The 23,371-nt window shown below is 35.6% G+C and carries 23 protein-coding genes; all 23 read left to right on the top strand.

Annotation, left to right across the window (positions count from 1 at the left end; translation table 11 throughout):
• The first annotated feature begins 177 nt into the window (after nt 1-177).
• The 23 genes from glpK (at nt 178) to JC2156_RS04425 (ending at nt 23,355) form a co-directional block, all read left to right on the top strand.
• Nucleotides 178-1,680, top strand: coding sequence for a glycerol kinase GlpK (glpK, locus tag JC2156_RS04525; RefSeq protein WP_006845536.1), 1,503 nt, complete (start codon nt 178-180; stop codon nt 1,678-1,680).
• A gap of 170 nt (nt 1,681-1,850) precedes the next feature.
• Nucleotides 1,851-2,576, top strand: a complete 726-nt coding sequence (locus JC2156_RS04520; protein WP_006845535.1) for a YebC/PmpR family DNA-binding transcriptional regulator — start codon at nt 1,851-1,853, stop codon at nt 2,574-2,576.
• A gap of 110 nt (nt 2,577-2,686) precedes the next feature.
• Nucleotides 2,687-3,580 (top strand): competence type IV pilus ATPase ComGA, encoded by an 894-nt coding sequence (gene comGA, locus JC2156_RS04515; protein WP_006845534.1) that lies wholly within the window; start codon nt 2,687-2,689, stop codon nt 3,578-3,580.
• Nucleotides 3,570-4,571 (top strand): type II secretion system F family protein, encoded by a 1,002-nt coding sequence (locus tag JC2156_RS04510; protein WP_006845533.1) that lies wholly within the window; start codon nt 3,570-3,572, stop codon nt 4,569-4,571. The genes comGA and JC2156_RS04510 overlap by 11 nt, the downstream gene beginning before the upstream one ends.
• Complete coding sequence (locus tag JC2156_RS04505; RefSeq protein ID WP_006845532.1) at nt 4,565-4,885, top strand: competence type IV pilus major pilin ComGC; 321 nt, start codon at nt 4,565-4,567, stop codon at nt 4,883-4,885. The genes JC2156_RS04510 and JC2156_RS04505 overlap by 7 nt, the downstream gene beginning before the upstream one ends.
• 50 nt (nt 4,886-4,935) lie before the next feature.
• The gene (locus JC2156_RS04500; protein WP_006845531.1) at nt 4,936-5,301 is read left to right on the top strand and encodes a hypothetical protein; all 366 of its coding nucleotides are present in this window, start codon (nt 4,936-4,938) and stop codon (nt 5,299-5,301) included.
• A gap of 167 nt (nt 5,302-5,468) precedes the next feature.
• Nucleotides 5,469-5,570, top strand: coding sequence for a prepilin-type N-terminal cleavage/methylation domain-containing protein (locus tag JC2156_RS08875; RefSeq protein ID WP_155815918.1), 102 nt, complete (start codon nt 5,469-5,471; stop codon nt 5,568-5,570).
• On the top strand, nt 5,567-5,974 hold the full coding sequence (locus tag JC2156_RS04495) for a hypothetical protein (RefSeq protein ID WP_006845529.1): 408 nt from the start codon (nt 5,567-5,569) through the stop codon (nt 5,972-5,974). Before JC2156_RS08875 ends, JC2156_RS04495 begins: the two co-directional genes overlap by 4 nt.
• 73 nt (nt 5,975-6,047) lie before the next feature.
• Complete coding sequence (locus tag JC2156_RS09095; RefSeq protein WP_006845528.1) at nt 6,048-6,209, top strand: hypothetical protein; 162 nt, start codon at nt 6,048-6,050, stop codon at nt 6,207-6,209.
• A 42-nt stretch (nt 6,210-6,251) separates the two neighbouring features.
• Nucleotides 6,252-7,253, top strand: coding sequence for a class I SAM-dependent methyltransferase (locus JC2156_RS04490; protein ID WP_006845527.1), 1,002 nt, complete (start codon nt 6,252-6,254; stop codon nt 7,251-7,253).
• Nucleotides 7,254-7,354: 101 nt separating this feature from the next.
• Nucleotides 7,355-8,539 (top strand): acetate/propionate family kinase, encoded by a 1,185-nt coding sequence (locus JC2156_RS04485; protein ID WP_006845526.1) that lies wholly within the window; start codon nt 7,355-7,357, stop codon nt 8,537-8,539.
• 175 nt (nt 8,540-8,714) lie between these two features.
• A complete protein-coding gene (gene priA, locus JC2156_RS04480; RefSeq protein WP_006845525.1) occupies nt 8,715-11,135 on the top strand; it encodes a primosomal protein N' in 2,421 nt (806 codons plus the stop codon).
• A gap of 14 nt (nt 11,136-11,149) precedes the next feature.
• Nucleotides 11,150-12,103, top strand: coding sequence for a methionyl-tRNA formyltransferase (fmt, locus tag JC2156_RS04475; protein WP_006845524.1), 954 nt, complete (start codon nt 11,150-11,152; stop codon nt 12,101-12,103).
• The gene (gene rsmB, locus JC2156_RS04470) at nt 12,096-13,454 is read left to right on the top strand and encodes a 16S rRNA (cytosine(967)-C(5))-methyltransferase RsmB (protein ID WP_006845523.1); all 1,359 of its coding nucleotides are present in this window, start codon (nt 12,096-12,098) and stop codon (nt 13,452-13,454) included. Before fmt ends, rsmB begins: the two co-directional genes overlap by 8 nt.
• Before the next feature lie 42 nt (nt 13,455-13,496).
• Nucleotides 13,497-14,240 (top strand): Stp1/IreP family PP2C-type Ser/Thr phosphatase, encoded by a 744-nt coding sequence (locus JC2156_RS04465; RefSeq protein WP_006845522.1) that lies wholly within the window; start codon nt 13,497-13,499, stop codon nt 14,238-14,240.
• Nucleotides 14,240-16,228, top strand: a complete 1,989-nt coding sequence (gene pknB, locus JC2156_RS04460; RefSeq protein ID WP_006845521.1) for a Stk1 family PASTA domain-containing Ser/Thr kinase — start codon at nt 14,240-14,242, stop codon at nt 16,226-16,228. The genes JC2156_RS04465 and pknB overlap by 1 nt, the downstream gene beginning before the upstream one ends.
• 194 nt (nt 16,229-16,422) lie before the next feature.
• On the top strand, nt 16,423-17,337 hold the full coding sequence (gene rsgA / locus JC2156_RS04455; protein ID WP_006845520.1) for a ribosome small subunit-dependent GTPase A: 915 nt from the start codon (nt 16,423-16,425) through the stop codon (nt 17,335-17,337).
• 72 nt (nt 17,338-17,409) lie between these two features.
• The gene (gene rpe / locus JC2156_RS04450; protein WP_006845519.1) at nt 17,410-18,066 is read left to right on the top strand and encodes a ribulose-phosphate 3-epimerase; all 657 of its coding nucleotides are present in this window, start codon (nt 17,410-17,412) and stop codon (nt 18,064-18,066) included.
• A gap of 25 nt (nt 18,067-18,091) precedes the next feature.
• Nucleotides 18,092-18,760 carry a thiamine diphosphokinase gene (locus JC2156_RS04445; protein ID WP_006845518.1) on the top strand — a complete coding sequence of 223 codons (669 nt, stop codon included), beginning with the start codon at nt 18,092-18,094 and terminating at the stop codon, nt 18,758-18,760.
• 131 nt (nt 18,761-18,891) lie between these two features.
• A complete protein-coding gene (rpmB, locus tag JC2156_RS04440; protein ID WP_006845517.1) occupies nt 18,892-19,092 on the top strand; it encodes a 50S ribosomal protein L28 in 201 nt (66 codons plus the stop codon).
• A 231-nt stretch (nt 19,093-19,323) separates the two neighbouring features.
• Nucleotides 19,324-19,686, top strand: a complete 363-nt coding sequence (locus tag JC2156_RS04435) for an Asp23/Gls24 family envelope stress response protein (protein ID WP_006845516.1) — start codon at nt 19,324-19,326, stop codon at nt 19,684-19,686.
• A 27-nt stretch (nt 19,687-19,713) separates the two neighbouring features.
• A complete protein-coding gene (locus JC2156_RS04430; protein WP_006845515.1) occupies nt 19,714-21,396 on the top strand; it encodes a DAK2 domain-containing protein in 1,683 nt (560 codons plus the stop codon).
• A gap of 237 nt (nt 21,397-21,633) precedes the next feature.
• Nucleotides 21,634-23,355, top strand: a complete 1,722-nt coding sequence (locus JC2156_RS04425; RefSeq protein WP_006845514.1) for a phospho-sugar mutase — start codon at nt 21,634-21,636, stop codon at nt 23,353-23,355.
• The last annotated feature ends 16 nt before the right edge of the window (nt 23,356-23,371 follow it).

Below are 23,371 nucleotides of genomic sequence, written 5' to 3'. Positions count from 1 at the left end.
TTTATTTTTAAAGCACGTATTAGCTTAAAATGTAAAAAAACGTTTGATATTACGATTATAGGGGACTGAGATAGTTTTAGCTTAGTCAATAATTTAGGTGAGGCAAACTTGCCTCGCCTTTTTATTTAAAAATATTTAACCAACTAATTTTTATTTGAGGGTAATAGGTAAAAAATAATGACAAAAGAATATGTAATGGCAATTGATCAAGGAACCACTAGTACTCGCGTCATTTTATATGATAAAAATGGTAATACAGTAGGGATGGTTAAAAAAGAGCTACCTCAAATTTTTCAGGAGCCAGGCTGGGTTGAACACGATGCAAATCAAATTTGGATTGACACTGAGTGGTTGATGCAGCAAGTTTTAACAAAATATGATATTCCTGCTCAGGAGATTGATTCAATTGGAATTACTAATCAACGCGAAACAACAGTTTTATGGGACCGAGAAACCGGTGAACCAGTAGCGCCAGCTATTGTTTGGCAATCTAAGCAGTCAAATATAATGGCTGATAAACTCAAAGAAAATCATTTAGAAGAAAAAATATATGATAAAACGGGTCTCTGGATTGATTCATATTTTTCAGCAACTAAAATAATGTGGTTATTAGACCAAAATTCAGAATTAAAACAATTGATGGATGAGGATCGACTTCGTTTTGGGACAATAGATTCGTGGCTGTTGTGGAAGCTCACTAGAGGAAAGGCCCATGCTACGGATTATACCAATGCATCACGAACTATGCTTTTTAATATTCATACCTTGCAATGGGATCCAGAGTTATTGGATCTTTATGGAATTAACCCAAACTTATTGCCGAAAGTTAAAAATTCATCAGATGATTTTGGTGAAACGATTCTGAAAGGTGTTCCAATTAAGATTGGAGCATTAGCTGGTGATCAGCAAGCTGCCTTGTTTGGACATCAAGCATTTAAGCCTGGTTCTATTAAAAGTACATATGGGACTGGCGCGTTTATTGTCATGAACACTGGAGATCAACCAAAAGTTTCAAAGCATGGTTTGCTAACAACGATTGCTTATGGTTTAAACGGAAAAATCACATATGCACTTGAAGGTTCAATTTTCGTCGCTGGATCAGCAGTTCAGTGGTTAGAAGAAGGAATGGATATCATTGATAATTCAGCAATGTCAGCAGAATATGCTTATCAGTCAAGCCAGTCAGTTCCTTATCAAGATATTTACCTGGTACCAGCTTTTACGGGCCTTGGTGCACCTTATTGGGATCAAAAAATTCGTGGAGCTGCTTTTGGATTAACTAGAGCAACTCGAAATCAAGATTTGGTACGAGCTACAATTGAATCTTTGGCATATCAAACTAAAGATGTTTTAGATGTAATGACCGTTGATACAGGACTCACACGAACTCATCTTTCTATTGATGGTGGTGCTGCAGCGAACGAATATTTGCATGAATTTATGGCTGATTTACTTCAAATAAAAATCACGAGACCACGAAAACTTGAAATGACTGCTCGTGGAATTGCGTATTTAGCTGGATTACAAAGTGGATTTTGGTCATCTATTGATCAACTACCCGATAATCCTGAGATGCTAACGGTTGACTATAATGAAGAGCATAAACAGACAATGCAAAAGCATTATGAAAATTGGCAAAAATCCGTTAAAGCTGCTCAAAAGTTTGCATATCATCGATAATTTTTTGATTATCATTAAAGTTAAAAATAATAACCGAATTAATTTAGTAAAGAGTAATAATGATATTTAAATCAAATATATTTGGTTCAAATATTGATATTGTTGTAAATTTGATTTATTATATAATTAATGAGTAGACTGTCAAAATAGATTGAAAAGAGGTTTTTGAAATGTCAGGACACAGTAAGTGGCATAACATTCAAGGACGTAAGAACGCCCAAGATGCTAAGCGTGGAAAAATTTTCCAAAAGTTATCACGTGACTTATATACTGCGGCTAAGTCGGGTGGAGTAGATCCAGATGGTAACCCTGGATTACGGTTAGTGATGGAAAAAGCAAAAGCAGCTAATATGCCTAAGGACAACGTGCAACGTGCCCTTGATAAGGCTTCTGGTGCTGGTGGTGCAAATTACCAAGAGTTAACATATGAAGGTTATGGACCAGCTGGAATTGCTGTTTTGGTTGAAACATTGACTGATAACACTAATCGAACTGCTTCAAATGTTCGTTCTGCCTTTAAGCATGCTGGTGGAGAATTGGGAACTTCTGGTTCAGTTGCTTTTCAGTTTGAACGTAAGGGATATATCGAAATTGCCCGTGGTGAAGACGCTCCTGAAATTGATGAAGATCAATTGTTTGAGGACATGTTAGAAGCTGGTGCCGATGATATGAAGACGTATGATGATCAATTTGAAATTTATACAGATCCAAAGGTTTTCCCAGAAGTTCGAGATGCACTAGAATCAAAAGGTTACACATTGATTAATGATGAAGTAACAATGATCGCTGATAATCCAATGGAAGTTCCAGAAGATAATGCAGAATCATTAGCAAAACTAGTTGAAGAATTAGAAGCTGATGATGATGTTTCAGCGGTATTTACTACAGCTGAATAATAATTTTTTTAAAGTCAAATGTGCATTAGCGCGTTTGGCTTTTTATTTTATTTTAAAAATTAAAAAACACTTTATGTTTTATTGGTTCCTTACTGTGTAAGGGGGTCAAAATGACAATTGAAAATATTTTTAATGAATTAGTTGAATGTGTTATTAAAGAAAAGGGGAGTGATTTATATATTTTACCGTCCAGTAATTATTATCGTATTATGATGATTACTAATAATGGTTTAAAAAAATTGCGGCAAGTTGAAGTTGATATTGGCTTACGGTTGCTTCGTTATATTAAGTTTTGTAGTGGGATGGATATTAGTGAAACACGTAGACCTCAGTTAAGTAGAATGACTTACCAAGTAGGGGGAACTAATTACAATTGTAGAATTTCAAGCGTTGGTGATTTTTTGAATCAAGAATCAATGGTTATTAGATTTTTATATCAAATTTGCAATATAGGTATTAAATTTAAAGATCCTGAACCAATTTATAAGTTAATTGAATCAGTAAAAAATATGAGTGGTTTAATTTTATTAAGTGGGAGGACAGGAGTTGGTAAAACAAGTACACTTTATTATGCTATTCAGCAGTTAAAAACAGCTCGATTGGTACTAAGCATTGAAGATCCAGTTGAAATTGAAGATAGTGAAATATTACAACTTCAAATCAATACACTTGCTGATATGAGCTATCAACAATTATTGAAATTGGCATTACGACATCATCCTGAAATTTTAATTATTGGAGAAATTAGAGACTCTAAAACTGCAAAAATAGCGGTTGAAGCCGGGATGAGCGGTCATTTGGTTTTGAGCACTGTACATGCCGATTCTTGTTTAGGAGTATGGTATCGCATGCTGGGGTTGGGCGTAGATGAGTGGGCATTGAAACATGTTTTATCAGGCGTTGGTTATCAAATAATGACAACGGTAAATGCTGAAAAAATGGCTGATTTACAGTATTTAACCCAACAAGATTTATTGATTGAAATGGAGAAAAATGGGATTTAAACGTTCGCAATGGTCGCGTCATGATCAAGTGCAATTTTTTGAAGTTTTAGGAGATTTACTAAATTCAGGCTATTCACTACAAGACGCATTAAATTCGATTCAAATGTTGCAGCCTAAAAATAGAAATATATTAGAAAGTGTTTTATTGGATATGAGGCAAGGAACAAGTTTTGAACTGGCGATTAAATCATATATGCCAATTAGAATAAATTTTCAATTAAGCTTTATTCAATTGCACGGCAATATGAGGGTAGTAGTGCAAGAGATTGGTAAACAAGAATATATTCATTTTATTCATCAACAAAAAATTAAAATGTTGTTATTATATCCAGGAATATTGCTGCTTTTAGTAACTTTATTAGGTATTGGATTAGTATTATTTTTCTCGAATGATATTTGGTCTAATAATAGCAATACATTATTAAATTCTCCTGAATTGTTAGGGATGGGCTTGGTATTAATTTTAATAATAATAATAATAATTTTGATGAAAAACGTATTTCGTAAAACTATTTTAAATTATTGGTATCTTTATTCAAAAATTCCACTTTTAAATAAGATATTAAATTTGTTGATATCTTATTATTTTTTATTTCATATGGGAATTTTATTGAAATCAGGGGTTAGCTTAGCAACAGTCATTACACGAATTAATAGAGTGAGGACAGTTCCTTTTATTGAAATGCTTGGTTCGGAGATGCAAAAACATCTTTTACAGGGTGAAGATTTAGTAACTGCCTTAAAAGAAATGCCTTTTTTACCAATAGAAGCAGAATGCTTATTTAAGACTGGTAAATCACAAGCGACAATTGGCTGCGATTTTATTCGCCTAGCTCTTTTGAAGAAAGAACAATTAGATCGTTTGATGGAAAGAGTATTGTTGTTAATCCAGCCAATTTGTTTTGGCATAATTGGATGTTTGATTATCGCATTATATTTGAAGTTTTTATTACCGATTTATTCTAATATGGGGGATTTTAACGGATGGTGAAAAAAAGAAAAGGTTTTACATTGATCGAAGTGGTAACTGCGTTATTTATAATTGGGTTATTAACAATGTTGATTTTGCCCAATATTCATAGAGTTCGCGATATTGCTAATCGACGTCAGGCAGAAACGATGGAAAGAACAATTCAAAGCCAAGCTGATTTATATTTATTAGAGCATCCAGAAGACAGGCCTGTCACTAAGGGAAAATTGTTAAAGGACAACTATTTAAGCAATCAACAATCAGCTCGTATGGAACAATTAGGTCTTGATTTTGACCATGAAGGGAATGTAAAACGCCACAAAAACGGGAAATGATGAAATCGAAAAGATCAGGTTTTACAATGATTTAAGTTCTTATAACAGCGATGTTGACGTTTTTAATATTAAGTACATTCGCGTATTTTAAACCTTCAACCCCAACTAAGCAAAACTGGGCTAACTTTAGACGAGAGTTACAATTTGAAGTTGATAGAGCGCGTAATTTGTCACAAACATCTCAGGTTTTAATTGAGGGTTGTGAACAAAAAGATAATCGAGCAATTATGATACAAAATAGAATGAAGTCTATGGTTTACTTACCCGAGGGGTGGGCTGTATATTATGGTGCTATTTCAGTACACTCGGGTTGGGTCCAACCTGGAACCATAACGCTTAAAAATCTTAAAAAGAAAGAATTTAAAGAATTAGTTTTCTCAATGGGGTGGGGTGATTTTGATCTTAGAACGCCGTAAAGGATATTTGATGTTAGATGCTTTGTTGGCTTTAGTTGTTATATGTCAAACAACAATTACTTGTCAGATGGTCATATCTAATCATCATCAAAATACAAACAGATTAATTCAGGAACAGATAAAGTTGTCAAAACAATTGCAAGAGGTAAGAGAACAGTGGGCGATTTATGCAAGTTGAACGAAAGGCATTTTCACTGGTTGAGGTTTTGGCTTCGCTTTTTGTTTTGGGGATAGTGGCTCAAATGATTACGGTCAATGTACACCAGTGATTACGGTCAATGTACACCAGTTAATTAATTTCAAGATATTAGAAGAAAAAGACTATTTTAAATATCAAGCCAACCGATTGATTTTAGATTTAAATCATCCTAAGCTAAATTTAAAATTTGTTATGGGTAATACTAAAATTGAAAAGAGACCAGTTTATCATTTTTATTCTAAAAAAAATAATAAAGATTATCGGTTGATAATTTGGCATCGACGGTTAGTTCTAACGGGTAGTAATAAAGGGTTTATGCCATTGAGCAAAGGCATTTATGTAGAAAAAATATTAACATCTGATAAACCTAATTATTTTAATATTATTATCAGGGAATTGGAGCATCTTAAGCATACCGGTAGAAATGACGACTGCTTATATGCGAAACGCATAATTTATTTAAACAATGATTAATGTAAATAGAGGGTTTATATTGCGTAGAAAAGGACATATTACAGTAACAATTTTATTGTTTAGTTTGGTATGTATGACAACTTTGAATTGTTTTTCACGAATTGAACGTAGACAATATGAAGTAATAATTGAACAAAATAAACGACTAAAACGTGAAATTAAACATTATCTATTACTGATTGAACGAGAGAATAAGCAGAAAACATCCCTTGCTAAAAGCTTTAAAAATGACTAAACTGAAAATTATATTTAATATAAAATTTTTAGAGGTGAAAGCATGTTTGAAAAAATTGAGCAAGCAGTTAATGTTCTACAATTAACGCGGAATGAAATAAGCGATGAAATGGATATTTCATCTATTGAAGCTTTAATAGAAGTGTTTTCTATGATTGTGGAGCATGATCATGAAGATTTGAACATGTTAGATCAAGAAATGGTTACGGCTTGGGAAAACAATGTAAATTCATTGTCATTAGAAAAAATGAACGTTACAGATAGACGTCAAATTTTACAATTGGTTTTGGTGGGAACTTTGATGGAGGACCAGTTACAGGCTAATTATCAAATTACACCAGACGCTATAGGAATGTGGGTAGCATATTTTGTAGATCAGTTTAATAATATAGAAAATAAGAGTAATCTATCAATATTAGACTTGGGAGTTGGGTCAGGTAATTTGAGTGCAACAATTCAGCAAGTCGTTGAAAATGGTGATCAGGTTAAAATAACGGGAATTGATAATGACGATACAATGCTTACCTTGGCAAGTGGAATGAATTCAATTTTAGGTTATGATTGGAATTTACAGTTAGCCGATGCTGTTGATTTTAATTTCACGAATAAATTTAATATCGTAGTGGGTGACTTACCAGTTGGAATGTATCCTAAACAGGTCGAAGATGGCTATAACGTTAAAACTAAACAAGATAACGATTTAACATACGTTCACCATTTATTGATTGAAAAAGCATTGAATACATTGGTTCCTGGTGGGACAGCTTTATTGCTAGTTCCCGAAAACATCCTAGAAACAGAGCAAGGTCCTGATCTTTTAAGACTATTTGCAGATGATACAGTTCTACTACAGGCAATTATTAAATTCCCTCAAAAGCTGTTTAAACAAGGAGCAGTTGGTAAAGAGTTAATGATTTTACAAAGGCGTGATGAAAGTCATACTCAAGCTGAACCTGTTTTGTTAGCCCAAATACCAGAAATCGGTGATAGTTCCTCTAATAAACAATTTATTGGAGACTTCTTAGACTGGAAAACTAAGATTTAGAAATAGCAAACCCTAGATTCTTATTTTCATGGTAAAATATAATTTATATAAAGTTACTATTAACTTTGATGTAATGCGAAAAATAAAGGAGATATTTAAGAATGGCGAAGACAATAGCAATTAATGCAGGATCTTCATCTTTGAAATTTCAATTAATTGAAATGCCAAGTGAAGAGGTAATTGCAAAGGGACAAATTGAACGAATCGGACTATCTGATTCTATTTTTTCATTAAAATTTAATGGAGAAAAGTTTGAAAACATCTTAGATATCAAAGATCATGAGCAAGGAATTGCTTATGTACTTGAACAATTTAAGCAACACGGTGTAATTTCTGATATTCAAGAAATTACAGGTGTAGGACATCGTGTCGTTGCTGGGGGTGAATGGTATAATCATTCCGTAGTAATCGATGACGATGTTATGGAGAAATTACAAAAACTAATTGATTATGCACCACTACATGAACCAGCTAACATTGTAGGGATTAAGACTTTTAAAAAATTAATTCCAAATGCATTATCAGTTGCAGTTTTCGACACTGCCTTTCATCAGACAATGCCGCAAGTTAACTATTTATATGGTTTACCATATGAATATTATACGAAGTACGGTGCACGTAAATATGGTGCACATGGAACTTCACACCGTTATATTTCAGCTCGTGCCGCTGAAATGTTAGGTAAGCCATTAGAATCACTAAAGATTATTACATTGCATTTGGGAGCTGGATCATCAATTACAGCCATTAAGGATGGAAAGTCATTTGATACTTCAATGGGCTTCACACCATTAGCTGGAGTAATGATGGCTACGCGAACGGGTGACATTGATCCATCATTAGTTAACTATATCCAAGAGCGTGAAGGATTAACTAATGAGCAAATGCTTGAAATTATGAACAAAAAGTCTGGTTTGTTAGGAGTGTCTACTATTTCTTCAGATATGCGTGATTTGAAAGAAGTAGCCGAAACTAATCCACATGCTAAGTTAGCTATTGATATGTGGGAAGACCGTGTTCTACGATATATTGGTCAATATATCGTAGAAATGGGCGGTGTGGACGTCTTAGTATTTTCTGGTGGAGTTGGAGAAAATTCTAAGGAACAACGTTCTCACATTATTGAACGCTTGAACTTTATGGGTATTAAGATGGACGAATCAAAGAATGATGTTTACGGTAAAGAAACAATTTTGACTGCCGAAGGATCAACTGCTGAGGTTTTGATTGTGCCAACAGATGAAGAAATCATGATTGCACGCGATGTTGAATCATTGAAAAAGTAAATTTAATTTTAAAAGAGCTGGATAGACGAATTTACGTGTATCTAGTTCTTTTTAATTTCAAGGTAAAATTCAGTCAATTTTTTAAAATAAATCATAATATAATTTATACGGTCCGAAAAGGTGCATGGTCTGCTATAATTATTAGAAGTGTAATTTTTGGAAGGAGATGATCTTAATGGATGTCGCAAAAATTATTGTAGATGTTTCCACACGACAAACGAATAAACCATGGACATATCAAATTCCAGAAAATCTTCAATCAATTGTACAGCCAGGTATGCGAGTACAAGTTCCTTTTGGTAACGGGGGACGCCAAATTCAAGGCTTCGTATTAGAGGTGGTTAAAGGCGAGACAACTACTAAGCCGTTGAAACCGATAACTAATGTTTTAGATTTAGAACCGGTTTTAAATCAAGAATTGCTTCAATTAAGTGCAAGAATTGCTGAACATAATTTTAATTTTCAAATTAATGTTTTACAGGCGATGTTGCCTAATGTGATGAAAGCTAAATATCAAAAAACGCTAATTTTATTAAATCCAAATTTGATTGACGATAATAATATTAATGATTTGTTTATTGATCGCGATGAAATTCCGTTTGAATTAGATTTTATTCCAATTGAATTGATGAGCAAAATTAAACACTATCAAGCAATAAAGGCTCTAGGGTTTAAATATTATTTAAAAAATAAGGCTAAGATTAAAAAAGTCAAAAAATATAAAAATAAATTGTCATCTGATCAATATGATGAGATTAGAAGGAATCTTAACAAAAATGCTAAAAAGCAGGCGCGTTTTGTAACTGCTTTAATGGAAAATCCAACACCAGATTGGCAATTAGTTAGTTCGTTGCAACATTCATATAAATTAACAGCACAAGATATAAATCAGGCGGTTACCAATGGTTGGATTTCTATGACTGAAATGGAAACGTATCGTACGCCAACATTATCAAGCACTATTCAAAAAACTAAGCCATTAGTTTTGAATGAAGAACAATCAGTTGCCTTTGATGCGATTAATAGCGCATTGAACCAACAAATTTCAACAACTTTCCTCTTAGAGGGTGTGACTGGTTCGGGTAAAACCGAAATATATTTACAAGCAATTGCTAGAACTATTGAGGCCGGAAAAACAGCCCTATTTTTAGTTCCTGAAATTACATTAACTCCACAGATGGTCCGACGTGTAAAAGGACGTTTTGGAGATGATGTGGCTTTATTGCATTCGGCTTTATCAGATGGTGAACGATATGATGAGTGGCGTCGAATTCAGCGCCAAGAGGTCCATGTAGTTGTAGGAGTACGTTCGGCTATTTTTGCCCCTTTGGAACAGATTGGCTTGATAATTATGGATGAAGAACATGAAAGTTCTTATAAGCAAGATGATAATCCACGATATCATGCTCGTGATATTGCCTCGTGGCGTGCTAATAGACATCAAGCAGTCCTTATTTTGGGATCAGCCACGCCTTCATTAGAAAGTCGAGCACGGGCACAAAAGCATGTCTATCAGTTGTTGGAATTGAAAAAGCGGGCACTCGCAAATCCATTACCAACAGCTCAAATTATTGATATGAGTGAAGTGATTAAGTCGGGAGGGGATGAAGTTTTTTCACCACAATTGCTTGATCAAATTGAAGAACGTTTAGAAAAAAAGCAACAAATTATTTTAATGCTTAATCGACGTGGTTATGCTAATTTTATGATGTGTCGAGATTGTGGCTATGTTCCAATGTGCCCTAATTGCGATTTAGCATTGACGATGCATAAAGATACTTATCGAATGGAGTGCCATGTCTGTGGTGCTACACAGCCGATACCTCATAAATGTCCAGTATGTGGGTCCACTCGGATTAGGCCTTTTGGGACTGGAACGCAAAAAGTGGAAGAACAATTGCAAGACAAGTTTCCTCAAGCACGTATTATCCGTATGGATAATGATACAACGCGTAAAAAAGGCGCTACAGATCGACTGTTGGAACAGTTTGGTCAACAAAAGGCGGATATTTTGATTGGAACGCAAATGATTGCAAAGGGATTAGATTTCCCCAATGTGACTCTTGTAGGAGTTTTAAATGCGGATACAACTTTGAAAATTCCAGATTATCGTGCTAGTGAAAGGACCTTTCAGTTAATCACTCAAGTTGCAGGTCGAGCAGGTCGGGCTGATAAGGTTGGGAATGTCGTTATTCAGACCTTTAATCCACAGCATTATGCTATCAAATTAGCTCAAAATCAAGATTATGAAGCTTTCTATCAGCAAGAAATGAGTCTACGTAAAACTTGGCATTATTCGCCATATTATTATGCTATTCAGATTAAATTGACTCATCCAAACGAGCAGGATGTAGCTAAAATAGCATATAAAATTGTTAACTGGTTACGAGAACAAATTATGCCTAGTACTATGATATTTGGGCCCGCTCCGGGATCAATTCGTCGAGTTAAAAATCGGTATGTTTATCAAATTTCATTACGATTTAAGTATGATGATAAATTAGAACAAGCGCTTAATCTTTTAGTTAATGATGCTCAAAAGATTATTGATAAAAATATTCAAATTAGTATTAATCGTGACCCTATTAATTTGTAAAATTAGGAGTAAATATGCAAACAAAAATTATTTTTATGGGAACTCCCCAGTTTTCAGTTGGTATTTTAGAATCATTAATTAATCATCCTGATTACGATGTGATTGCTGTTTTAACACAACCAGATCGACCAGTGGGGCGCAAGAAAGTCATGACGCCTACACCCGTCAAAGAAGTTGCTGTTAAAGCGGGGATTCCTGTGTTTCAACCGGCTAAGTTAAGTGGTTCACCAGAATTACAGGCTTTAATTGATTTACAGCCTGATATTATGATTACAGCTGCTTATGGTCAATTTTTACCAACAAAATTATTGAATGCAGCTAAAATTGGTGCTATTAATGTCCATGCTTCATTGCTGCCAAAGTATCGAGGCGGGGCTCCAATTCACTATGCCTTACTTAATGGTGATACTGAAACGGGTGTTTCAATCATGTATATGATTAAGCAAATGGATGCTGGTGATGTTCTATCACAAGCTACATTACCTATTACAGATGATGACAACACTGGAACTTTATTTGAAAAATTATCTATTCTTGGCCGCGATTTATTATTAAAAACATTGCCGGAATTAATCGATGGAACGAATGTAGCGACACCGCAAGATCCTGATTTGGTAACCTTTTCACCGAATATTAAGCCAGAAGAAGAGTCACTTGATTTTTCAAAATCGGCACGAGAAATATTTAATCAAATTCGAGGATTATATCCTTTTCCGATTGCACATACTGAAATTAAAGGGAAACGTACAAAAGTTCAAAAATCCCATTTAATTGATGAACATAGTGATTTACCAAGCGGAACAGTTTTCAAAAAGAATAAACATGAATTATGGATAGTCGCTGGTGATGGAAATATTTTAGCAATTGATGAATTGCAGCCAGCTGGAAAACCAAAAATGGATGTTACCGCCTACTTAAATGGGCATGCTAATTTTACCGAAGGAGAACAAATAATTACTCATGAGTAAAGGAAATTCAAAACAAATCGCGGGGTGGGAACAAAGTAATGCCCGCGCGTTATCAGTTCGGGTATTAGAACGGGTCAAAGATGGCGCATATTCAAATTTGCAATTAAATCAACTTGCGAAAGCCTCAAAATTAGAGGAGCGAGATATACATTTACTCACAACAATTGTTTATGGTGTGATTCAACATCGCCTGACTTTAGAATATTGGTTAAAACCATTCTTACGTGGGAATGTTGATCCATTTGTCAAAGAGTTATTAATGATATCAGTTTATCAAATGCAATACCTTGATAAAATACCACAACATGCCATTTTTGATGAGGCAATTCAAATTGCTAAGCGCCGTGGTCATGATGGAATTCGTAAGTATGTAACGGGGGTTTTGCATAGCCTTGAACGGCAAGGATTACCTGAATTTACGACAATTAAAGATCCAATTGAACAATTATCAATTGAAGCTTCGTTACCAGTTTGGCTACTAAAACAACTAGAAAGTGAAGTTGGCCATGAAAAAATGGTTAAGATCGCTCGTTCTATTAATGATGCACCAGCTCAATCTGCACGAATTAATCGGGCAGTTACAACGCAGGAACAAGTTACTACTGTTTTGGAGGCAGAAGGCTTTGAAGTAGAAGCTTCTAAAGTTACACCTGAGGCACTTCGTATCAAACATGGACATGTTGCTTCTTCTAAAGCATTTGAAGATGGCTTGCTAACATTACAAGATGAATCAGCTATGCTAATGGTTCCTAATCTAAATTTAACACCATCAATGAAAGTATTAGATGCTGCGGCCGCTCCTGGTGGTAAGACAACACAAATCGCCAGTTATTTAGATCCAAAGCAAGGCGGTATCGTGGAAGCACTTGATATCCACCCTCATAAGATCAAATTGATCGAAGAAAATGCACAAAGACTGCACGTATCTGATCAGGTGCACGCTCAAGAATTAGATGCTCGTAAAGTCGATGAACAGTTTGATGATGAAACCTTTGATGCGATTTTAGTTGATGCTCCATGTTCAGGGTTTGGATTATTACGTCGAAAGCCTGAGATTAGATATGAAAAAAGCTACGCTGATAGTATGAAATTACACCAAATTCAACTAGATATGCTAAATGCAGTGGCTCCTAAATTAAAAAAGGGTGGAAATTTGGTCTATGGGACTTGCACTATTTTAGAAATTGAAAATGATGCTGTTGTTCAAGACTTTTTAGAGCAAAATTCAGATTATGAATTAGTACCCACCATTGGTCCTTTGCCTCAACGATCACAATTAACAATGCAAGTTTTCCCTGACGATTTTGATTCAGATGGATTTTTCGTTGCGACGTTACGTAAAAAAAAGTAATATATAATTTATATTGGAGAAACTAAAAGGAGAGGGCAAGTTATGAAAATCGCATTTGCAACAGATCGTGGAACTGTTCGTGCTGATAATCAAGATTATGTTGATGTTTTTGTGAATCAACGAGGAGTTCAATTAGCGATTGTTGCGGATGGCGTTGGTGGTCAAAATGCCGGTGATGTAGCGGCGACTATGGCCGTTTCACATTTTGGAAATGACTGGCTTATGACACAGATATACACTCCAAGCGCGGCTAAAGATTGGCTGTTAGCACAGACACTCCAAGAAAATAAAAAAATTTTAACAACCGCTAATCGCTATAAAACTTTAAAAGGGATGGCAACAACATTAGTCATTGCAGTAATCTTGCCCAATTCTTTGGTTATATCAAATTTAGGCGATTCGAGAGCCTATCTTTTACGTCGTGATAGTATTTTACAACTAACACAGGATCACAATTTGGCGAGCGAGTTATTACGACGGGGAGCTATTACTTCAGAAGAAGCAAAAGATCATCCTGGTCGTAATATGATTACTCGTCAATTAGGAGTTAATACTGAGGCAAAACCAGATATTCAAGATATGAAAATAGAAGAAGGAGACCTCCTCCTCCTCACCACAGATGGATTAGGAAAGGCGCTTTCTGATTATGAGGTTGTTAAAATCATTCAAGATAGTGATAACATTTCCTTAGCAGTAGCGCATTTAATTGCAACAGCTAATCAGAAGAGTACGCCAGATAATATAACAGTGCTCTTAGGTATGCAGGAAGGAGAAGGGGAATACTAATGCAAGTTAATGAATTAATTGCCGATCGTTATCAAATCATTGAGCCATTAGGTGAAGGTGGTATGGCCAATGTTTATCGTGCACATGACCAAATTTTAAATCGGGATGTTTCCGTTAAATTGCTTCGTTTGGATATGCGTGATAACAGTACTAGTCGTCAACGTTTTGAAAATGAAATCGCTGCCTCAACTGAGTTGGTCCATCCAAATATTATCCAAGTTTACGATTTTGGTGAATCTAATCAACTGCAATTTTTAGTCAGTGAATATGTTAAGGGAGAAGATTTAAAACGTTACATTGCTAGTCATCATCCGCTAACGATAACGCGGACATTAGAAATTATGGATGATGTTTTGGCTGGAGTGGCAATGGCACATAGTCATAACATTGTTCATCGTGATTTAAAACCACAAAATATTTTAATTGATGAAAGTAGCCGCGCTAAGATTACTGATTTTGGGATTGCATTAGCACAATCTAGTTTGGGATTAACTAAAACTGACGTTGCAATTGGTTCAATACATTATATGTCTCCTGAGCAAGTTAAAGGGGGGATGGCAACAACGCGTAGCGATATTTATGCATTAGGTATTATTCTCTATGAAATGTTGGTTGGTAAGGTGCCATTTGATGCCCAAGAGGCAGTTAGTGTGGCATTGATGCATTCGTCAGAGCCAATGCCATTTGTACGTGATATTGATCCACGAATTCCACAAGCGTTGGAAAACGTGATTTTACGGGCTACACAGAAAAATCCAATGGACCGTTATAGTTCAGTTAATGAGATGCGCCAAGATTTATCAAATGTAATGTCGACTGAACGTTTAAATGAGCCGCGTTTGAATTTGAATAACCAAGCTGACGATACGACAACAGTTACTAAAATTATTCCTAATGATGTTTTGGGAGCGGTGGCTAATCAAGAGTCTAAGCATAATACAACAGCAGAACCAATATCACGTAAAGCTCAACGGGATGTTAAGAAAAAATCAGGTAAGGGTAAGGAACAATCTAGTATTAAAATTTGGAGTAAACCCCGTCGGATTATGACCTGGATTGCGATTGCATTTTCTGCAATTTTGACTATCTTTTTGATTTTTGGTCTAACACCTAATAAAGTAACGATTTCTGATTTTACAGGAGATACCGAAAGTTCGGCACGCCAATCTTTGAAACAAGATGGGGTTACAGTTGGACAAGTTTATCATGTTAATAATAAAGATGTTAAAAAGGGCTATGTGATTAAAACTGATCCAAAAGCTGGTCAAAAAATTAATAAAGGTGATAGTGTTGATCTTTATATCTCAAGTGGCGCTAAGATGGTTCGTGTTGGCGATTATACAGGTGAGAAATATTCAAAAGTTGCCAGTCAGCTACGAACCAGAGGCTATAAGATCAAAGCCGTACATCAGTATAATGCTGATGTTCCGTCAGGTTATATTAGTGAACAAGATATTCCTGCTGAATATAAGGTAGATCCTTCAAAAACAACGATTACCTTTACGGTATCAAGAGGACAAAAGTCATTAGTTGTACCTGATTTTAGTGATATGACTCAAAATGAGGCACAAAAATTAGCTAATAAACAGGGGGTTATCGTTTCATTTGCTCAGCAAGCCTCGGATTCTGTTGATGAAAATAACGTTATTTCACAGTCGATTAAGGCTGGAACAAAAATTAAAGATGGGACTGTTGTTACGGTAGCAATTTCATCTGGGGCAAACCCAATTTCAGTTCCAGATTTCGTAGGTAAAACATATGGAGATGTTAAGTCTTGGGCTGATAAGAATGGGATTGAGGTTAATGTTGATCCAGCTGGAGCAGATGATAGCAGCAAGGTAACTAGTCAAAATATCTCCTCAGGTGGAACCCTTAAAAAGGGTGGAACTTTGAAGATTAGTGTCTCAAGCGGATCAGGTAATAGTTCAAGTAGCAGTAGTTCTAGCGCTAGCAGTAGCGTCTCTAGTACTAGTAGTTCATCAAGTTAATCAGATAGAAGATCAAACATAATATTTAAAGAAATAGATATCAGAAAAGGTAATTCTAAAGAATTGACCGGATCTGATATTTTTTTTAATTTTGATAGTTTAGTGAGAGTAAGAAAATTTTCAGCATGGTTTTTAAATCAATATTACGCTAAAATTAGTTAATACTAATATCTATAGAAAATTGAGGAAATTGAATGACCAATTATCATGGACAAATTCATCTATCATTAGCTGGATTTTATGATGTTTTAACGGATGACGGAAAAATGAAACGAACTCGAGCACGCGGGAATTTCAGAAAAAAAGGTTTGACACCTTTGGTTGGTGATTTTGTGGAGTTTTCCGCTGATGCTGATCAAGATGGTTATTTGTTAAAAATTGATGCACGTAAAAATAGTTTAGTTCGACCACCCGTGGCCAATGTTGATCAAGCGATTTTAGTAACAGCAGTTAAGTTGCCTGATTTTTCAACCAATTTATTAGATCGACAATTGGTAGCATTAGAAGATGATGGAATTGAACCGATTATTTATTTTTCTAAAATCGATTTATTAACACCAGTGGAGTATGAAAATTTAGCCGAAGTAGTTGTTGGTTATCGAAATGCTGGTTATCAGGTGGTCTTGCCAGAAAAATCATTTGATGAACCTAGCTTAAAAGAATTACGGGAGATTTTAAACGAGGGGTTAAGTGTAGTGATGGGGCAAACAGGAGCTGGTAAATCAACACTGTTAAACCATCTAAATGAAACGCTAAATCTTGCTACAGGAGAAGTGTCACAGGCCTTAAGCCGTGGGAAACACACTACTAGACAAGTGAGCTTAGTTGCAATGGGACAAGGATGGGTTGCAGATACACCTGGTTTTTCTACTTTTGAAGTTTTCAAAATGAAAGCTCGGGATTTAACCAAATATTTCCGTGAAATTAACCAATATTCTAGCCAATGCCGTTTTCGCGGATGTGTCCATTTGAATGAGCCAAATTGCGCAGTAAAGGAAGCCGTTGAGAATGGTGAAATAATGCAATCAAGATATAATAACTATAAATTGTTTTATGATTTGATTGAAGACCGCCGGCCGGTATATAATAAACATGATAAAAAACATTAACTTTACCAATCTAGGTGAGTTAATTTAGAATAATTTGAATTACATTCAAATTCAACAGGAAATGGGGATATTATGTCAATTAAAGTAGCACCATCAATTTTAGCAGCTGATTATTTGAACTTAGAACAAGATGTCAAGCTTGTTGAGAAAGCAGGCGCTGAATATTTGCATATTGATGTGATGGACGGAATGTTTGTACCATCTATTTCATATGGTCCAGGGTGGGTGAAGGCCTTGAAGCCAAAAACTAACATGGTCTTGGATGTGCACCTAATGGTTGAACAACCAGAACGTTATATTGATACTTTCGTTGAAGCTGGGGCAGATATTTTAGGTGTTCATTATGAAGCTACTCAACATCTTCACCGAGCATTACAACAAATTAATGAGCATGGGATCAAATCTGAGGTTGTAATCAACCCAGCAACACCTGTTTCATCAATTGCACCAGTATTACATATGGTTGACCAAGTATTGGTTATGACTGTTAATCCTGGCTTCGGGGGACAAAAATTCTTGCCCGAAACTTTAGCTAAGATTGCTGAATTATCTGAATTAAAGACTAAAAATGGATATCATTATGATATTGAAATTGATGGTGGTGCCAATGATGAGACGACTAAGCTAGCTTACGAAGCAGGTGCTACTGTTGCTGTTGCTGGTTCATATGTTTATGACAAAGTTGATCCTGCAGCTAAGGTTGCACGTTTAAAGGAAGTCACTAAGTAATTCGAGTCAAATGAGGTGAGGATTGATGCAGGCACAGGATAAAACTAATCAATTAATTCGATTACTAGTTGGTGGACCTCAGTCTGAATGGCCGTTAGAGTTAAAAAATGGATCTTTATCGGGACCATGGGTGGCTGCTGATCGTGGCGCACTATATTTAATGAAGCTAGGCATAACTCCTATATTAACGTTTGGTGACTTAGATTCAATTCATTTTGAACATCATTCTGATCTTGCATCGAAATTGCCGGAAATAATTAGCAAAGAAGAACAAGTTCAAACAGACGCTGAGGCAATTTTGCAGGTAATTGAACAAAAATACCAGCCAAAATTGATTGAAATATATGGTGCAACTGGTGGTCGTTTAGATCATTTGTTGCATAATATTTTGATGTTTGCGAAGCCTAATTTGAAAAGAATAGCCGATCAGTGTCGTATTATTGATAAAAATAATGTGATTGATTTCTATCTTCCTGGTAATTATACTATTGAAAAGATTTCTGGGATGAAATATGTTGGATTTGCCGCGATTGAACCTGTCACTGGATTAACGTTAATTGATGAAAAATATCCTTTAACTGATTGGAATGGTCCAGTCACTATTTGGGGATCTAATGAATTTGTGGGTGAAACAAACCATTTTTCATTTAAATCGGGACTTATTGCGGTCATTCAATCTAAAGATGCCGACTAATTATTCAAAAAAAATGATGTAAAGTAATATTACTTTACACAAAGTGCTTGCATATTGTTCCACGCTTTGATAAGATTATTTAAGTAAATTAAAGCACTGAAATAAAGAGCTTAAGATGGGAGGGTCACACCATGGCAGTTGATGCAGTCAACGGAAAGCGTACGCGCTTCGGTAACCAACGTTCACACGCCCTTAACTCAAGCCGTCGTAGCTGGAAGCCAAACTTGCAAAAGGTAACCGTTAAAATTAACGGAGCAGCACCTAAAAAAGTTTACTTATCAGCCCGTACTTTGAAGGCTGGGTTGAAGAACGGTTCAATCGAACGTGTTTAATATCAAATAGATTATGGCTATCTAATTATTTAGGTAGCTTTTTCTTTACAAAAAAGAGAAAATGACAATTTTTATTTACCAGTAATGGTAGGCTGATTTAACAATAATTTACACATTTTTAATCAGTTGCGTTAAAATAAAGTAACCATTGAATTTAGTGACAATTGATAGAGCTGTCTTAAGTTCTGTGATAAAATATTGATTATGGATTTTATAAGGGGGTTTTAGGATATGGCAGTAAAGATTCAAACCGAACAAGGAACCGTTCAAATTGAAAATGATGTAATTGCTAAAATTGTTGGTGGCGCAGCAACTGATAATTATGGTGTGGTTGGGATGGCCAGCCAAAATCCTTTACGTGATGGAATTAACCAAGCTTTGAGTGGAGACAATTATGCTAAAGGGGTAGTTGTTCGTGAGACTGAAACTGGAATTGCTGTAGATGTTTATGTGATTGTGGGTTATGGAATGAAGATCTCAGAAATATCAAAGAGCGTGCAAGCACGTGTTAAAAATGATTTAAGTAGTATGCTGGGAATTATCGCCGATGAAGTCAATGTGATTGTCCAAGGCGTTCGTATTTTGGGTGAATAATCGGAGTATTTCGGAGGATTTGAAATTGTGGAAGTTGTAACAGAAATTACAAACGTTGAATTTGGTAAAATGATCAACGCTGCAGCAAATACATTGCAAGATAATGCAGAAAAAATTAATAAATTAAATGTTTTTCCAGTTCCAGATGGGGATACGGGAACTAATATGACTTTGTCGATGGCTTCTGGAGCTGAGTATGAGCGTGATGAAACTGATTTGCGCCTTGGTTCTTTAGCTAAGGCAACCTCAAAAGGTTTATTGATGGGCGCTCGTGGAAACTCTGGAGTTATTCTATCTCAAATTTTCCGTGGGTTTGCTAATGCCGTTAAAGATGAAGAGGTATTGACAGCCCGGACTTTTGCTAATGGTTTAATGGGTGGAGCTGAAACGGCCTATAAAGCTGTTATGAAGCCCACTGAGGGGACTATTTTAACTGTTATTCGCGAGGCAGCATCAGCAGCAAATAATGCAGCTAAACAATCTGATAACGTAGTTGAAATTGCAAAAGCAGCTTATGATGCTTCTGAAAAGGCTTTAGCATCTACACCTGATTTGCTTCCTGTTTTAAAGGAAGTGGGTGTGGTTGATTCTGGTGGACAAGGGTTAGTTATTGTTCTTGAAGCATTTTATGCTGTTTTGTCTGGTCAAGAAATCAAGCATAATGCTGTTGATAATGCTGGTCTTGAAGCTATGATTCAAGATTTGCATAATACTGGAGTTCAGGGTGAGCTTAATCCAGATAGTATTAAATATGGTTATTGTACTGAAATGATGGTCGATCTTGCTGTTGGAACAACTTATGATACTGAATTTGATTATGATCAATTTTACGATTACTTAGCTAATTTAGGTGATTCATTGTTGGTTATTAATGATGAAGAAGTTGTTAAAGTTCATATTCATACTGAGCATCCAGGAAAAGTCTTTGAATGGGGCTTGAAGTATGGGTCGTTACGTAAGACTAAAGTTGATAACATGCGTTATCAACAAGTAGAAGCATCTATGGCAGCGCAAAAAGCTAAAGATGAACAAAAGAATGAACCACTTCAAGTTGAATTGGCAGTCATTGGAATTGCAGCTGGTGATGGTGTACAAGACCTCTTTAAGACGTCAGGGGCTAATATTATTATTGATAGTACCCAAGCACCATCAACATCTGATATTGTTTCAGCGATTAAAGATAGTGGAGCCAAACAAGCAATTGTTTTGCCAAATGATTCCAATATCTTTATGGCAGCTGATCAAGCCAAGTCGATGTTAGACATTCCGGTTGAAATTATTAAAACCAGAACAGTTCAACAAGGGTTAACAGCCTTGCTAGTTGGTTTCAATCCAGATGCATCGTTAGTAGATAATGCTAAAAATATGACTTTGGCACTTGCTGATGTTAAGTCTGGTTCTGTCACAACTTCAGTACGCGATACAACAATTGGTGGGTTAGAGATTCATGTTGGTGATGCGATTGGCCTTTTGGATGGAGACATCGTTGTCGCCGAACCTGCAGGTGATATAAAAGCAGCAGCCCAAAAATTGCTGGAAAAAATGTTAGATGAGGATGATGAAATTGTTACATTAATTTATGGAGCAGATTCAACTAAGTCTGATGCTGAAGAGTTGGCTAGCTATATTGAAGAATTAGATAGTGAGATGGAAGTCGAAATTCATTCTGGAAATCAACCTCTTTATCCTATTTATTTGGCAGTAGAATAACTAACTTTTCAATTAAATAAAAAGAATATAATGTTAAAAGTTATTAATAACATTAAATTTTAAAAAGCAGATTAGACATATTTTGTCTAATTTGCTTTTTTGCTTTAAGCTGTATTTATAATGTTTTACTAATTAATACATGTCAGGATAGTGGTACTAATAGTGCTGTGATATAATAATGTAAACAATTTCAAAGATGTAATACGATAAAGATTAGTTAGAACTAGGAGAAATAATATGAGTTGGGAAGAAACATATAAAATTTGGTCAGAAAAGCACGATTTACCTGCCGATTTAAAAGCTGATTTAGCTAACATGCAAAATGATAGTGAACGAGAGGATGCTTTTTATACACCATTAAGTTTTGGAACAGCTGGAATGCGTGGGATCCTTGGGGCTGGAATTAATCGGATGAACATTTATACTGTTCGTCAAGCCACTGAAGGCCTTTCACAGTTAATTGATTCATTTAATGATGACGCTATAAAAGCACGTGGTGTAGCAATTTCATATGATTCAAGACATTATTCACAGGAATTTGCTCAAGAAGCAGGACGCGTGTTGGGAGCGCATGGTATCAAAGCGTTCGTCTTTGAAAGCCTTCGACCAACGCCAGAGCTATCATTTGCGGTTAGACATTTAAATACTTATGCAGGAATTATGATTACAGCTTCTCATAATCCTAAAAACTACAATGGTTATAAGATATATGGTGAAGATGGTGGGCAGATGCCACCTAAAGAGTCTGATATCATTACTGATGCAATTCGACAGGTTGATATGTTTAATGTTCCAGTGGCTAACTTAGATGATTTACGAGCTAAAGATTTATATCAAGATTTATCTGATGATTTAGATCAAGCTTATCTTGAAAATGTTAAAACAGTATCAATTAATCATGAATTAATCGACACTGTTGGGCGTGATATGAAGTTAGTCTACTCACCTTTGCATGGAACTGGGGCGATGATTACTGGTCAAGCTTTAGAAAATGCAGGTTTTAAAAATGTATTAATGGTTCCAGAACAAAAAGAACCAAATGGTGATTTCCCAACTGTTGAATTACCTAATCCCGAGGATCCAAAAGCTTTGGCGATGGGGATTGAACTAGCCAAACAAGAAGGTGCTGATGTAGTAATCGCTGTTGACCCCGATGCTGATCGAATGGGAACTGCCGTACGTCAACCATCTGGTGAATATGTTATGTTGACGGGTAATCAAATTGGTGTAGTTTTGATGAATTATATCTTAACTGCTCAAAAGGAAGCTAATAAGTTACCTGAAAATGGGGTGTTAGTTAAGTCAATCGTTTCTTCAGAATTTGCTGCAGATATTGCTGCCAGCTTTGGGATTGAGACTATTAACGTTTTGACTGGATTTAAATATATTGCTGAACAGATTAAAAATTATGAAATTAACCATGATCATACTTTTCTCTTTGGTTTTGAAGAATCATATGGTTACTTGGTAAAGCCGTTTGCACGTGATAAAGATTCAGTTCAAGCAACAATTTTGATGGCTGAAGTGGCCGCTTACTATAAATCACTTGGTAAAACTGTCTATGATGGTGTCCAAGAATTATTTGAAAAATTTGGTTATTTTGTTGAAAACACTAAGTCATTGACCTTTAAGGGTATTGATGGAAAAGAACAAATTGAACAATTAATTGCTAAATTCCGTCAAGAAACACCTAAACATTTTGGTTCATTGAATGTTATTAAGGTCGAGGACTTTGCAGCTGGAACTGAAACTGATATGCAAACAGGGGCAGTTCAAAAAATAACATTACCAACTGCAGAAGTATTGAAATATTGGTTGTCTGATGGTTCATGGGTAGCTGTTCGCCCTTCAGGAACTGAGCCAAAGATTAAGTTTTACGTGGGGACGAAAGGCGCAACATCCGCTGAGGCTGATGATCAATTAACTGCCATTCAAGCCACGATTGCGACTTATCTTTAATAGTTAAAGGGGATAA

The sequence above is a fragment of the Weissella koreensis KCTC 3621 genome, from assembly GCF_000277645.1.
This window is presented reverse-complemented; position numbering and strand designations above follow the sequence as displayed.